Origin of the sequence: uncultured Thiothrix sp., assembly GCF_937876535.1 — a bacterium.
Taxonomy (GTDB): domain Bacteria; phylum Pseudomonadota; class Gammaproteobacteria; order Thiotrichales; family Thiotrichaceae; genus Thiolinea.
The window spans coordinates 199,395-213,639 of record NZ_CALFHZ010000021.1 but is presented as its reverse complement, the minus strand read 5'-3'; the positions used below and the strand labels follow the sequence as shown (position 1 = coordinate 213,639).

Annotated in this window: 11 protein-coding genes and 1 CRISPR repeat array; of the genes, 5 read left to right on the top strand and 6 right to left on the bottom strand. The window is 44.2% G+C overall.

Going from position 1 to position 14,245, the window contains the following annotated elements; translation table 11 throughout:
• Window positions 1-47: 47 nt before the first annotated feature.
• The 5 genes from Q0230_RS15455 to Q0230_RS15435 all read left to right on the top strand — a co-directional run bounded on the left by Q0230_RS15455 (window position 48) and on the right by Q0230_RS15435 (window position 6,757).
• Window positions 48-3,491, top strand: a complete 3,444-nt coding sequence (locus Q0230_RS15455) for a pyruvate carboxylase (RefSeq protein ID WP_298611080.1) — start codon at window positions 48-50, stop codon at window positions 3,489-3,491.
• 203 nt (window positions 3,492-3,694) lie between these two features.
• On the top strand, window positions 3,695-4,237 hold the full coding sequence (locus Q0230_RS15450) for an alpha/beta fold hydrolase (RefSeq protein ID WP_298611078.1): 543 nt from the start codon (window positions 3,695-3,697) through the stop codon (window positions 4,235-4,237).
• 124 nt (window positions 4,238-4,361) lie between these two features.
• Complete coding sequence (locus Q0230_RS15445) at window positions 4,362-5,135, top strand: AMP nucleosidase (RefSeq protein WP_298611076.1); 774 nt, start codon at window positions 4,362-4,364, stop codon at window positions 5,133-5,135.
• A 99-nt stretch (window positions 5,136-5,234) separates the two neighbouring features.
• Window positions 5,235-5,975: a biosynthetic peptidoglycan transglycosylase gene (locus Q0230_RS15440; protein ID WP_298611074.1), complete on the top strand. Its 741-nt coding sequence runs from the start codon at window positions 5,235-5,237 to the stop codon at window positions 5,973-5,975.
• Between the two features lie 122 nt (window positions 5,976-6,097).
• Complete coding sequence (locus Q0230_RS15435) at window positions 6,098-6,757, top strand: HAD-IA family hydrolase (RefSeq protein WP_298611072.1); 660 nt, start codon at window positions 6,098-6,100, stop codon at window positions 6,755-6,757.
• A gap of 38 nt (window positions 6,758-6,795) precedes the next feature.
• Here Q0230_RS15435 and Q0230_RS15430 read toward each other — a convergent pair whose 3' ends face one another.
• The 6 genes from Q0230_RS15430 to csy1 all read right to left on the bottom strand — a co-directional run bounded on the left by Q0230_RS15430 (window position 6,796) and on the right by csy1 (window position 14,235).
• On the bottom strand, window positions 6,796-7,635 hold the full coding sequence (locus Q0230_RS15430; RefSeq protein WP_298611071.1) for a DUF2817 domain-containing protein: 840 nt from the start codon (window positions 7,633-7,635) through the stop codon (window positions 6,796-6,798).
• A 75-nt stretch (window positions 7,636-7,710) separates the two neighbouring features.
• Window positions 7,711-9,315, bottom strand: coding sequence for a hypothetical protein (locus tag Q0230_RS15425; RefSeq protein WP_298611070.1), 1,605 nt, complete (start codon window positions 9,313-9,315; stop codon window positions 7,711-7,713).
• Window positions 9,316-9,738: 423 nt separating this feature from the next.
• A CRISPR array of direct repeats spans window positions 9,739-10,366; the repeat unit is 28 nt; unit sequence TTCATAAGCTGCGTATGCCGCAGTGAAG.
• 135 nt (window positions 10,367-10,501) lie between these two features.
• Complete coding sequence (gene cas6f / locus Q0230_RS15420) at window positions 10,502-11,101, bottom strand: type I-F CRISPR-associated endoribonuclease Cas6/Csy4 (protein WP_298611069.1); 600 nt, start codon at window positions 11,099-11,101, stop codon at window positions 10,502-10,504.
• A gap of 9 nt (window positions 11,102-11,110) precedes the next feature.
• On the bottom strand, window positions 11,111-12,115 hold the full coding sequence (csy3, locus tag Q0230_RS15415) for a type I-F CRISPR-associated protein Csy3 (protein ID WP_298611068.1): 1,005 nt from the start codon (window positions 12,113-12,115) through the stop codon (window positions 11,111-11,113).
• Between the two features lie 18 nt (window positions 12,116-12,133).
• Window positions 12,134-13,012: a type I-F CRISPR-associated protein Csy2 gene (gene csy2 / locus Q0230_RS15410; protein ID WP_298611067.1), complete on the bottom strand. Its 879-nt coding sequence runs from the start codon at window positions 13,010-13,012 to the stop codon at window positions 12,134-12,136.
• The gene (csy1, locus tag Q0230_RS15405; protein ID WP_298611066.1) at window positions 13,012-14,235 is read right to left on the bottom strand and encodes a type I-F CRISPR-associated protein Csy1; all 1,224 of its coding nucleotides are present in this window, start codon (window positions 14,233-14,235) and stop codon (window positions 13,012-13,014) included. The genes csy2 and csy1 overlap by 1 nt, the downstream gene beginning before the upstream one ends.
• Window positions 14,236-14,245 lie beyond the last annotated feature (10 nt).

The following is a 14,245-nucleotide window of genomic DNA, read 5'->3' as shown; positions in this document are numbered from 1 at the left end:
ACCCTGTTAGCCTAGGGTTTACATCTTACTTACGAGGTTAAATTTACATGGGTTTGAAGATTAAAAAGCTGCTAATCGCCAACCGCGGCGAGATCGCTATTCGGATTTTGCGTGCTGCAGCTGAGTTGGGGCTTAAAACTGTCTCGATTTATACCTACGAAGACCGCTTCTCACCGCACCGTTATAAGGCAGACGAAGCTTACCAAATTGGTGCAGATGATGAGCCATTAAAGCCTTATCTCGATATTGAAGGCATTATTCAGATTGCTAAACGGCATGGCGTCTCGGCGATTCACCCTGGTTATGGCTTCTTATCGGAAAACGTGCGCTTTGCCCGCCGCTGCCGTGAAGAAGGCATTGTGTTCGTAGGTCCAAGTCCGGAAGCGATGGAAAAACTCGGCGATAAAGTTGCCGCCAAAGAAATCGCGATTGCCGCTGGTTTACCGATTATTCAAGATAGCCGTGAGCCATTAAATAGCTTAGAGATTGCGCGCAAAGAAGCGGATCGCATTGGCTATCCATTAATGATGAAAGCCGCAGCAGGTGGTGGTGGTCGTGGGATGCGCGTGTTGCGTAAACCAGATGAGTTAGAAAAAGCTTATAACGATGCCCGCAATGAAGCCCTGAAAGCCTTCGGCGATAACACGGTTTTCTTAGAAAAATATATCGACTCGCCCAAGCACATCGAAGTACAAATCCTTGGCGATACACATGGCAACTTAATCCACCTGTATGAGCGTGATTGCTCTGTGCAACGCCGCTTCCAAAAAGTAGTTGAAGTCGCTCCGAGTACTGGCTTAAAAGATGAAACTCGCCAGAAACTCTATGACTATGCCTTAGCGATTACCCGCCATGTGGATTACTCCTGTGCCGGTACAGTCGAGTTTTTAGTTGATGCCGACGAAAACATTTACTTCATTGAAGTGAATCCACGGGTGCAAGTCGAGCACACCATCACTGAACAAATTACCGGCATCGATATTGTTCGCAGCCAAATTTTAGTAGCGGATGGGCGCAAGCTCAGCGACAACGGTATTAATATCAAATCGCAAGATGAGATTCGTTGTAATGGCTATGCGGTGCAATGCCGGATCACCACAGAAGACCCTGAAAATGGCTTCAAACCTGATTACGGCACGATTATCGCTTATCGCTCTACCGGCGGCTTCGGAATTCGTTTAGACGTCGGTGCTGCTTATCCGGGGGCAAAAGTATCGCCGTTCTTCGACTCGATGCTGGTTAAAGTCACTTCTTGGGGGCGGACTTTAGATGGCGCAATTAGCCGTAACTTGCGCGGCTTAAAAGAATTCCGGATTCGCGGTGTTAAAACCAACATTGGCTTTTTGGAAAATGTTCTAGAGCATTCTGTGTTCGCGAATGGTAAATGTACGGTTACTTTCATCGACCAACACCCAGAACTGTTCCATACCCCGCAACGTTTTGACCGTGGCACGAAAACACTTAAATTCGTGGCGAATGTGACGGTAAATGGCAATCCAGATGTTAAAAATCCGAATGCGGATAAGCATTTCCGTAAGCCTATCGTACCTGACTTCCCACAAGTGGGTGAATATCCAAAAGGCACGAAGAATCTGCTGGCCGAAATGGGTGCAGAGAAATTCTGTCAATGGGTGAAAGAGCAGCCGAATATTTTCTACACCGACACCACTATGCGCGATGCGCATCAGTCTTTGCTTGCCACGCGGGTGCGTACCGATGATATGTTGCGCGTAGCGGAAGGCTTTGCCAAAAACCATCCGCAGATGTTCTCCTTGGAAATGTGGGGTGGCGCGACTTTTGATGTGTCCATGCGCTTCCTACATGAATGCCCGTGGGATCGTTTGAAATTACTGCGTGAAGCGGTGCCAAATATTCTGTTCCAAATGCTCTTCCGTGGCTCCAATGCAGTGGGTTATACCGCGTACCCTGATAATCTGATTGAAGCTTTTATCGAGAAATCCTGGGAACAAGGCATTGATGTCTTCCGGATCTTCGACTCCTTAAACTGGATCGAAGGCATGCGCAAGTCCATTCAAGTCGTGCGTGAGCGTACCGGCGGGATTGCCGAAGGTACGATTTGCTATACCGGCGATGTATTACGCACTGACCCCGGCTACAAATACAATCTGCAATATTATCTCGATCTGGCTAAACAGCTTGAAGATGCGGGTGCACACATGCTCGCGGTCAAAGATATGGCAGGTTTATTGAAACCTTATGCCGCCGCTAAGCTGATTCCTGCGCTGAAAGAAGCGGTGAGCATTCCGATACATCTGCATACTCACGATACCGCCTCGATTCAAGCAGCCACTTTATTGAAAGCGATTGAATGTGGTGTGGATGTGGTTGATGGCTGCTTAAGCTCCATGTCTGGCCTCACGTCCCAAGTGAATTTGAACTCACTGATTGCGGCCATGGAAGGTCAGCCCCGTGAGCAAAAATTCGATCTACGTTCACTGAATGATTATGCAAACTACTGGGAAGATGTGCGTGAAATGTACTATCCGTTTGAATCAGGTCTCAAAGCCGGTACAGCGGAAGTGTATAACCACGAAATTCCTGGCGGCCAATATTCCAACTTACGCCCACAAGCGATTGCTTTAGGTTTAGAGCATAAGTTTGAAGAAGTGAAAGAAAACTATGCGGTGGTGAATCGCATGTTTGGTGACATCGTTAAAGTGACCCCATCCTCCAAAGTGGTGGGCGACATGGCGATTTATATGACATCCAATAGCTTGACCGAACAGGATGTGATGGAACGCGGCAGCACCCTCGCCTTCCCTGATTCGGTGATTGATTTGTTCAAAGGTGGCTTAGGGCAAACACCCGGCGGCTTCCCGACTCAACTCAGTGATATTGTTCTCAAAGGCGAAAAACCGAATGCGGGACGCCCGAATGATCACATGAAGCCGGTTGATTTGGAGGCTGAATTTGCTGCTTTCAAACAAGAGTTTGATGTGGATCGTAGCTTCCTCGATTTCTTATCCTACAAAATGTATCCAGCGGTTTATAAAGAGTTTTATAAACATCAGCAGGAATACGGCGATGTCAGCCATTTACCGACTCCGTTATTCTTCTATGGCCTCAAACTCAATGAAGAGGTGTTAGTCGAGCTCGGTCAAGGTAAAGTGCTGATCATCCGCTTGCTGTATCGCTCGGATGCCGATGAAAACGGCAATTGCATTGTCACCTTCGATTTCAATGGTCAGATTCGCTCGGTACAAGTGCGTGATCTTTCCGTGAAACCGACCAAAGCGACTAATCGCAAAGCTGTCGGCGAAAAAGAAATCGGTACTTCCTTGCAAGGCAAACTCTCTGCGATCATGGTCAAACCCGGCCAAGAAGTGGAGCAAAATACCCCGCTATTCGTCATCGAAGCCATGAAAATGGAAACGACGATTACTGCGCCTGCTGCAGGCAAAGTGAAGCAAATTCATCTGCATCAGGGTGAATTGGTGGAGCAAGGGGATTTGGTGGTGGAAATCGAATAGGACTAAATAGGCGATATTGATGAGCTGCACAAGTGTAGCTCATCTGTGGAAATTGTGCCTGACTAGCAAAGCTCTTTTTTTATTAAACAATACAGCTTTGATAATCAAAATAACTGTGCTGTATTTTTTAGATAACAACTAACTCTATACTAAAAAATATACACTCGATATGCTTAACAGCCCTTACGCTTTAAGGACTAGTTATGAGTTCCTCAATTAAATATCTCATCCTCCCCGGTATCTACAACTCTGATGCAGGCCATTGGCAAACTCGGTGGGAAACCATTCTGCCGAATACCACGCGCGTTCAACAACGTGATTGGGATCATCCCGTGTGCTCTGAATGGGTAGCCACTATTGAACAAACGATTCAGCAGCAAACTCAGCCTGTCATTTTAGTCGCTCATAGCTTAGGTTGTTTAACTGTAGCGCATTGGGCAGCCCAAACTCAGCAGCAGATCGAAGGTGCTTTATTAGTGTCGGTACCCGATCCACAAGGGGCAAATTTTCCGAAAGATGCTCAAGGCTATGACAATACGCCTATGCAAGCTTTGCCGTTTAAAAGTATTGTGGTTTGTAGCACGAATGACCCTTATGGCTCGGAAACACATATGCGGCAGTGCTCACAGGCTTGGGGCAGTGAGTTTATCGTGCTTGGCGACTATGGACACATCAATGCCAGCAGTGGTTTAGGCAATTGGGAACAAGGGCAAGCGCTACTTGCAAAACTTAGCCAAGCTGCTTAAATTTAGACTTTAAGCTTAGGAGGAGAGGAACTTTCTAAGAAAATTACTCTCTATTATTTCCCTCCTCTATTTAAAACCTGCATCACAGACAGGTATCACTAATAACAATAAGGACGAAAATCTTATGCGCACCAAACAAGAGATCGTAGCCAATTGGCTACCTCGCTATACCGGCTTAACTCCAGAAACAATTGGCCAATACATTCTACTGGTCAATTTTAATCAATATGTAGAGATTTTTGCGCGCTGGCATAATGTGCCCATTCTTGGGGCTGACCGCAGCATGCCAAATGCGACCGCGAATAATATTACGATTATTAATTTCGGCATGGGTAGCCCGAATGCCGCAACCGTACTGGATTTACTCAGTGGTGTACATCCGAAAGCAGTGCTGTTTTTGGGTAAATGCGGTGGCTTAAAACGTAAAAATCAACTGGGCGATTTAATTCTACCGATTGCAGCGATTCGTGGCGAAGGAACTTCCAGTGACTATTTCCCAGCTGAAGTACCTGCTTTACCCGCGTTTAGTTTACAAAAAGCCGTCTCCACCACCATTTCTCGTAAATACCAACGCGAATATTGGACAGGCACAGTTTACACCACTAATCGCCGGGTCTGGGAGCATGATGAGACTTTTAAGGCTTATTTAAAAAGTATGCGCTGTATGGCGATTGATATGGAAACAGCCACTATTTTTAGCGCAGGCTTTTTCAATGAAATTCCAGTGGGGGCTTTATTATTAGTCTCGGATCGTCCAATGGAGCCAGAAGGTGTTAAAACAGAAGCCAGTGATAAAAAAGTTAGTGCAGACTTTGTTGAGCAACATTTAAGAATTGGCATCGACTCATTGAATGAATTAATAAATAATGGCTTATCAGTCAAACACCTACGCTTTTAGTAGCTAGCGACTGAAGCAAAAATATTTCCTTATTTTCTGCACGTAGTTTGCAAAGCAAGGCTTTAAGCTTGGCTCATTGGAATAAAATGGGCTAAGGTAATGAGTCTTGCACGCTTTAGAAAAGGCTTATTTAACTCGTTTAAATACAGCTTATTCAGCCTAGTGCTCCTGATCTTAGGTAGTGCACTTTATTATACCAATGAAGTCAGAATAGCCCGTGCACAAACACCTGCTTTAGTGGCTCAAGCCCAACAGAATTATTTTAAAACGGCCAGTATTGCTAAACTCAGTCCTGAGCAATTAAAAATCCTCTTAGCCATTGAAGACCCAAAGTTTTATAGCCATCATGGAGTTGACCTAACTACGCCAGGTGCTGGGATGACAACCATCACTCAAGGTTTAGTAAAGCTTTTATATTATCCAGAAGGCTTTCAACAGGGTATTGCTAAGATTCGCCAAACTTTAATTGCGCAATATGCACTAGATGCTTTAGTTTCCAAAGAAGCACAACTTGATTTATTTTTAAATATTGCTTATTTCGGCCATGAACAAAATCATGAAATAAAAGGCTTTGTACAAGCAGCTCATATCTATTTCCATAAGGCACTTAATCAGCTCAATGATCAGGAGTTTATTGGTTTAGTCGCTATGTTGATTGCCCCGAATAAATTTAAACCAGGCACTATGGTTCATACTGAAAGAGTACAGCGAATTCAAGCTTATCTAGCAGGTAACTATCAGCCTAAAAGTGTCTTGGACACTGATTATAATAACCACTTACACGGAAGTTTTAGCGAAGAGGGGTTGATGGGCTTTTTGCGCTTAATCACTAAACCTTAAATTATCATCACAAGTAGCTAGCTGCTTAAGACTCAGATACTCGTCAGCTCTATGCACTTGCAAAATACTCTTTTACTATTTAACTCTAAACTCGTCGCTTTACCCTAATTAGGATCTTTTCCATGAATCAATCAGCGCAAATTGGCCAGTTCGATGCCTTTCTATTTGACATGGATGGCACAATTTTAAGTTCTATTAAAGCAGCTGAACGTGTTTGGACGACTTGGGCAGAACGTTATGGCTTAGATGTGGAAAGCTTCTTACCGACCATTCATGGCCGCCGTGCAGTGGATACGATTGCGCGTTTAAACTTGCCAAATCTTGACCCTATTGTTGAAGCAGAACGTATTACTCTCATGGAAATTGCTGATGTGGCAGGAATTGAACCCATTCCGGGTGCTGCACCGTTTTTAAGTCGTTTGCCTAGGCATCGTTGGGCAGTCGTGACTTCAGCACCCCGTGCGTTAGCCTTAGCACGCATAGCTGCTGCGGGTTTGCCTGTCCCTGCATGCTTAGTAAGCGCTGATGATGTCACACAAGGTAAACCAGCACCCGATTGCTTTTTATTAGCCGCAGAGCGCTTAGGTGTGGCGATTAAAAACTGTTTAGTTTTTGAAGACGCGCCAGCAGGTATTCAAGCGGCTAAAGCAGCAGGTGCAAACTTATTAATTATTACCGCTACGCACACGCACGAATTAGTAACAGCACATCAAACAATACCTGATTATAGCCTGTTAGCGTTAGCAGTCACTGAGCAAGGTTTAGCACTCAGCCGCTCCTAAAATCCGACAGCCAACTTATTAGTAAACTGCTCAGGAACCTAGCTAGTTGGTAAATGAGTAATCAACTCATCCAGCACTCGCCGATGAATAGCGATACGCTCTTTTAGTGGTAGCTGCATCGGTGTTTCAATAATATAAGTTTGTGGTACAGCTTGCTCCCGAGCATATTGAGATAGTGTAGGCCGTGGGTTAGTAGCAAATTCCTGTGCGCTAATTTGATACACACCTTGTGGCACCTGTTCAGCGCTGGACATGCCTAAAGCTTTAGCTACTTTTTCTACTAAACTCGGTGTAAAGCTGGGGTCAGGATGAGCATAGGTGAGTAAATAAAAGCCTGTTTTCGTGCTGTCTTCATGCAAATCAACAACGAGTTGGCAGCGTTCACGAGCCAAGAGTGCTTTAATCAAAACCGTCTCTTGAGTGCCCGCCCGTGCAAAATTACGTGCAATATCCTGTCCTTCAAAGTTATACCTAAAACCACGCTCCCAACCCCAAGGATTCACCAAAGGGACAATGACAAAATTAGTCTTTGGATAAAGCTGGGGTTGGTGGGCTAGATCGTCAATTAAGGATAAAGCAGCCGCAGTACCAGCGATTTCATTGCCGTGTACTCCAGCAAAAAGACAGATTGATGCTTGTTTAGGGACTCTATTGAGTTTAATGACAGGTAAAGGATAAGTCTGCTGCTGATAACGAATAGTACCGAGACGACTCATCGGTAGACCCGTTGCAACTAGATCTTGAGTCAATGTTTCAGCCTGACGCTGGGGAGCTACCTGCCAGAAATCAGCCCAATGACTAGATGCTTGCGTTTGAGCTGTACAAGCACACACTAAACTAACAAAACTCGTACCTACTAAACTTTTTGCTAACCCCAAGCTCAGCCTCCTGCTGAAAATAGCGAACTATTCACAGAGAATGTGAACTAAGTTTGTACGACTGGCAAGTTTAACCTAGTGAAGTTGTGCCTCTAACTGATTGAGCCACTCACTTAAAGCATTACGCTTATTGACATCACTAATATTTTTTAAACGATTTTTGGCCTCAGCAAACTCATTCACTAAAGCATAGGTGGAAATAATCTGCGCAGGTTTAGCGGTAGTCGGTGTAGTTTCCGCTACCGCAGGATTTAACAAAGGCTCGGTAAGTTTTAATAATTTGTGGGTAGCCGTACTATTACCCAATAAAGCTTGCTCATTAGCTAATTGAACTAACAGCCAAGTTTGAAAAGAACGTTTAGGTACATCGCCTGCCTTTGCAATGGCTTGTTGTAAACTACTCTCAGCTTTAGCTTCCTCATTTACTAATAAGTAAGCTTTGCTCAATGCTCCAGCAATCAAGACTTGCTGATCAATATCACGGGTAGTAGCTTGTACCTTACGCATTTCCTCAATCGTTTGTTGTGCCGGTTGGATTTGCCCTTGTTGAACTTGCCATTGTGCATATTCCAGCCATAACAAGCTTTGTGCATAAGGCCGTTGTACCGAGGCAATAACCTGTGGCACCAGTTGAGTCTCATTGATTTTAAGGAGTTGCTGGATACGCTCACGATCAACCTCTAAAGTACGACTTGCCATCCCTGATTGAGGTTGGAGCTGGTGAATCTCCTCAATGGCCTCTAAAGCCTCTACTAACTTTGCACTTGGTGGTTGAAAATTAGCAACCGATGGAGTTTGGCTTTCTGTAGACTCTTTCAAGTCTGCAGTAGCATCCGTTGGCTGATTAGCTACCGAACTAGCCACCTGCTCTGCTTTAGGCTGCGAACCTGTATTTAAGTCCGTTGGTTTAGTAGCCGCTAGGTTAGTTTCTACGCCAGGTACAGCTTGTGATTTTTCTGCTGGTTTACTGGTTACACTCAGCTGATTAGTAGGTGTAACGGTACGAGGTTTAGTCGGCATGGCACTTGCTTGTGGTGGAGAACTAGGCGTCTCTTCCGGTGGGCTTGTGAAAAAATAAGCAATACCTAAACCCACTGCAACCGTAAATGTCCCCACCACTGCGAGTAAAACTTGGGCAAACTTAGCAGGTGCCGGTTTGACTCCCCTTAGAGCTTCTTCACGTAACCGCCGATCTTCTTGATATTTTGCTTGCTTAAGTGCATCACTAATAGCTCTAGCTTTTTCTGCTTCGCGACGCTGCTGTTCGGTATGGAAAAGATCATCTAAACCTTGGGAGTTCCTCTCTGTTTGACTTGCAAGCCCACAAACTTGGCAAACTTGCATTACCTTATCTTCAGCTTTAGGTTGCTCGTGCCCACAAGCGGCGCAGGTATACAATTCTAATTCACTGACTTTAGCCTCAAGTTGTACAACTGGACGTACTTCACTACTTACTGAAAAGGCAGTTAATTTTTTCTGCCAAAGCATAGCTGCTTTAAGCTGGATGTGCGGACAAACGCTGACTGCGCAAGAATTCGTTTGGAAAGCAGCAGTTAATTTCTGTTCTAACTTGGCATTGTGCACATCTAATAAGTCCAAAATTTCACGCGCCAGAAACTCTGGTGGATTCTGTGAGTGTTGCCCAGTGATCACAAGATCAAAAAGTGAGGTTTCTGACATAGTCCATTAGCCGTTATTATTTTTATTATTCATTGCACTTGAGGAGTACGCGCTAAGCCTAGCGTCCTAAGGAGCGACTTGTAAATATTTACAAGACAAGCGTGGCTATTATTAGACTTTGAATTTCTTAGGAAAAAACAAGGATAAAAGTGGAAAGAGCCTTATTTTAAATCAAATATTACCTAGCGGGGCAAGTCCTCGAATGAAGCTTCATTCTACATCACTAGCTTGATTTTCTGTGCATCTGCGTACAGACATCTTTTATTTAGGATTAGTTTAAGAAAAAATAAATGGCCTGACTGGTCAGAGTGGCTGTAATTTAAATACCACCCTTACCCATCAACCTCGATTTAATAGAATAAAAACAGGCCGAACCTAGCGCTTATTCAATAAGAATTAAGGATTTTCTACTGGTCATAGATATTCATAAGCTGCGTATGCCGCAGTGAAGGTAAGAATCTCTCCTCCGTTTCCTCTTCATCGTTCATAAGCTGCGTATGCCGCAGTGAAGATGGTTGCGCCGGTGGCCGCGAATCGCGTGATTTCATAAGCTGCGTATGCCGCAGTGAAGGGCCTCGCCCCGTCCAAGTTTCGCCCGTCTCATTCATAAGCTGCGTATGCCGCAGTGAAGGTTTTGTCCTGTCCAACTACTACAGGCAATCCTTCATAAGCTGCGTATGCCGCAGTGAAGGAGTCATTCGTGTTTCAGGGTTGAACGAGCCGTTCATAAGCTGCGTATGCCGCAGTGAAGGCACCCGCACCGCACGGCAGGCTTTCAATACATTCATAAGCTGCGTATGCCGCAGTGAAGGAAGCAGCTCAAGGTGCAATGGTTGCGCCACTTTCATAAGCTGCGTATGCCGCAGTGAAGCAGGCGAACAATACCAGCACTTGGGCTGCATCTTCATAAGCTGCGTATGCCGCAGTGAAGGGGATATGAAGCTTCCGGCTCGGCCTTTTCTGTTCATAAGCTGCGTATGCCGCAGTGAAGATAGAAAAATGTTAAAGGTTATGATGAATGCTTTCATAAGCTGCGTATGCCGCAGTGAAGGAGGATTATAGCTTAATAATCCTCTGTTTTTAATGCAAAAAGAGTCAAAAACCAAGTTTTGACCCTTTTTTTCTAAGGCTCTCTAAGTATTTGATTGTTAAAGAGCGATTTTAGCTCGGCAAAATTAGGGGTAAATTAGGTACTCGGTACACCCACCGTTCCACTCAAGCCGTAACTACTAAATTGCCACTTTCCTGTAGATTCAGGAACGGTTTGTTTAGCAATAAACAAACGAAACGCTTGCTCGCTGCTTTGGCTGTGTAAATGCGCAAATGGCAAATCGGATTGTTGCTCCTTAAAAGTTTGCACCCGCTGTTTAGCTTGCTCTGGTGACTCACCTTGACGCGTCATACGCCGTCTCACTAAACGTTCAATGGAAGAACGACACTGTACCCGTTTAAAACAGGCAAACCCCAATTTCGCCGCATCTTCCCGAATCGCCCGAACATGCACATAATCCTCAAACCGGCGTAATTGTTGCTTAAGACATAAGGATTCTAAATGCGCCTCGTCTTGGGCATACAAGCGAATTTGCGAACCTAAACTACCATTGGTTTCACCTTTTGCCTCAGGGTCATAACGATACTGAGGAAAAGACAAACCGACTGGATTATGCCCCAAGTCTTTTTGCACATTGACAAAGCACAGATGCAAAACATCCATCACTTTGCCCAGCACAAAGCCACTGGGAACACTTTCATCAGGAATCAGGCTGAGTTCAATAAAGTAGTACATGGCCACCCCCTACTTCGAGGACTGACCAAACACACCACCGCGCACCAACATCGCCATCACATAATGCTCATCGTTTGCTTCCAGCTTTTCGCCCAGCGCAAACTTATCAAACAAAGTATAAAAGTCTTTCTTATCCGTTGGTTTACGATACGCCGTACCTTGATTCGTCACCGAGCCATACACCTCAATCGCAATCGGGCGACCATCCTGTTCATACCATGTATCAATCGTGCGTAAAGCATTACCAACTTTTTGCGAATGCAGCGCGGCAATCCCATCGGTTTCGTATAAAATTTTGCTCTTATCACCCTTTTCCGTGACTAATTCTTCACTCGGATACACTTCCTGCCCTTCACCCAACTGCGCGTAAGCTTCAATATCCAATAAAGCAAATTCAGTTTTGCCACTTAAACTATCGGCAATCACACTCGCTAAAGCCTGTACTGCTTTGGAATCAAAGGCTTGCAAACCAATACCTTTGGCATCGAAGGTCCACACCGTTGGCTTGTCACTATTACTATTAATGTGTTTAACCACCACTTGAATCTGTTCTGCGCCCACACGGTTACGCCACAGAAAACGCGCATTCGCAATATTAGTCGCATAGCGTTGTGCCAATTCAGTGAAACTAGTTTTGGCAATATAACCTTGCACCGCTTCAGCATAAGTCTTTTGGAAATCCTGCCCATTACAAGCCGACGGGGTTTGCACACCACTCAACACTTTCAAAGTGAAACGCACTTTCAAAGTGTCTTTATCATTCGGTAACGCGCAGTAATCCACCGTCTGAATATTGGCGTTTTCAATCGACGCATCAAGTTTGGCAGGATCAGCTTCTTTAGCCGTTTTCAAACGATTGGAAATTGTGCCACGCACCGATTTAACCTGTAATTTCAAGCCTTGTGGTGCAGTACGATTCTCCCAACTCACCGCAAACAGTTGCGCATCAGAAGGCACTAATTTCTTTTCAAAGGCTAATACCGAAGGAATGCTAGGTTTATCTGTTTTTGCCATAAAAAATACTCCTTAAACTCAATTCTGATACGCATCTTGGGTGCAAAGATATAAATCCCCTCGCACCTGATAACGCCACATTAAATCCTTAAAACCATTGGGAAAACGCGCAGGTAACGGCATTTTGAATTCACCCAAAGTCACCACACTTTCTGCAAAACGATGTGGGGTTTCAGCATCACGCTGTTGCTCTGCCAAAGCGGGTGAAGTCAGCGCATGAAAACCTGTGGCAATGGGAACCAGCCAACCCTCATATTTGCGTTGTGATTGCCATATGACCTTGCCTTGTTCGTCTTGGCTACAACGATGCTTGACGACTAAAGCATCATATAAAGCGGATAAACTATCTTGTCCGGTTTGCATCGTGTTTAACATTAAATCTTTACGTTCAATCAGTGCATAACCTGGAATTAATTGGCGAAAATTAGCAGGTTTATCATCAATTAACCGAATATTCTCTTTTTCTAGATCAGGACGATATAACAGATCACCGCCCGCTAATTTCAAACGCCCTGCTAATAAATTTCTAATTTTTTGCAAGAATTTATCATTAAAGCTAGGTAAATTTTCAATTTCTAGCAGCAAGGAAACCGTCAAATGACAACGTCCCTCTTCAATAAAAGAAGGGCGGTCACCCTCTTTATCTAGAGGATTGGCAGTAATTTTTAAACAACGGTTATAGCCCTCTTGATAATCCTGCATGGTAAAGTGATGGCTAACAATACCTATCCCTGTACATAAGAAACTATCAGGATCATTTGTTGGATTAAATTCGCGTTGAATACGATGCGCAAAGCCCATAAAAGCTGTTACCGCTGGAAAACCAAAGGTAAAAGGACTAGACAAGGCATTAGCATTTTGCACACGGAGTTTTTTTAATAATAAATACTGACTCATTACAAAAACTCCTGATATTCACGCATATAATCCAGCCACTCATTCTCAAAAGCTTTCGCTTCTGTAACTCCTAGCTGCTCAGCATCCTGTTTAGTCTTACGCGAACGTTCATAAGCGGTCATTAACCATTTTGCACTACGCGCGGCAATTTTTTCACGCCAATCTTTTTCAGCCTCACGCCGCTCATAGAAAAACGGGTCTAACCAAAGCTGCTGCTCTTCCGGCAATTCAAAACCCTGCGCTTGTGACCAACCTGCCTTTTGAGTTTGCAAACGAGCGGCACGCTCTAATAACCATTCAAATAAATACGTCATGATGCGTTTGCGCCCATCACGAATATCAACATTATTATAATTAGTACCCAAAAAACCATGTAGCGCTTTCAATAACACTGTTAATTGTTTATCCCAATGAATAGCTTTAAAAAAATCTATTTTAGGCAAGGCTACATACTGCGCTTGCAAGGTGGGCGGCAGACATGGCAGCAACCAAGCCTCACCCCCATTATTACTATTTAACTTACTGATATTCTGAGGTTTTGTGCCACCAAAATGTTGGGTTAGCAATCCAAAAACCTCATCAAAGCCTTGCTCATGAAACTCATTTTTCTTTCTAGCTTCACGCGCTTGCTTGGTATTTTCTGAAAATTTTAAAGTGCGTAAGCGCTCACGATGTTCGGTCATTAAACCAGAAGGATATAAAATCGAAAGCAATTCATAGCCTTGCTCAACCGGAAAATAAACCTGTTTGACTTGTGCATAAGTCTTATTTTGACTGGTGCTTTGCTTAATCGCTAAGAATTGCTTACGCCAGAGTTGAAAAGTTTCCTCATCTGTTTTGAGCAAACCTTTTAATAAATCGCTTTGTTGATCAAAATGTGTTAATACACTGCTACCATCTGCGAGTACTAATGATAAAAACGCATAAACATCCAAAGCCGCTGCATTCCCGACTACATCCTGTTGATTAATCGCTACATTACCCGAACGTAAATAACCATCAGGTTTAAATTCACCTGTAAACAGTACAGGCGTAGTTTTTGCATCAGGATGGCTAAATTTAGCTGGATGCGATACCAAACTTAATTGTGAGGCACGATTCGCTGCATTCGCCACCCAAACGGGAATAGAATAGTCAGTTTCAATTTCAGCTGCAGGTTTTTTACCTTCTTTCAAAGGCTTTTGCTTGCGCCCATCCAAAAAATCAGAAATAGGATTGCTCATATGAGGAGTT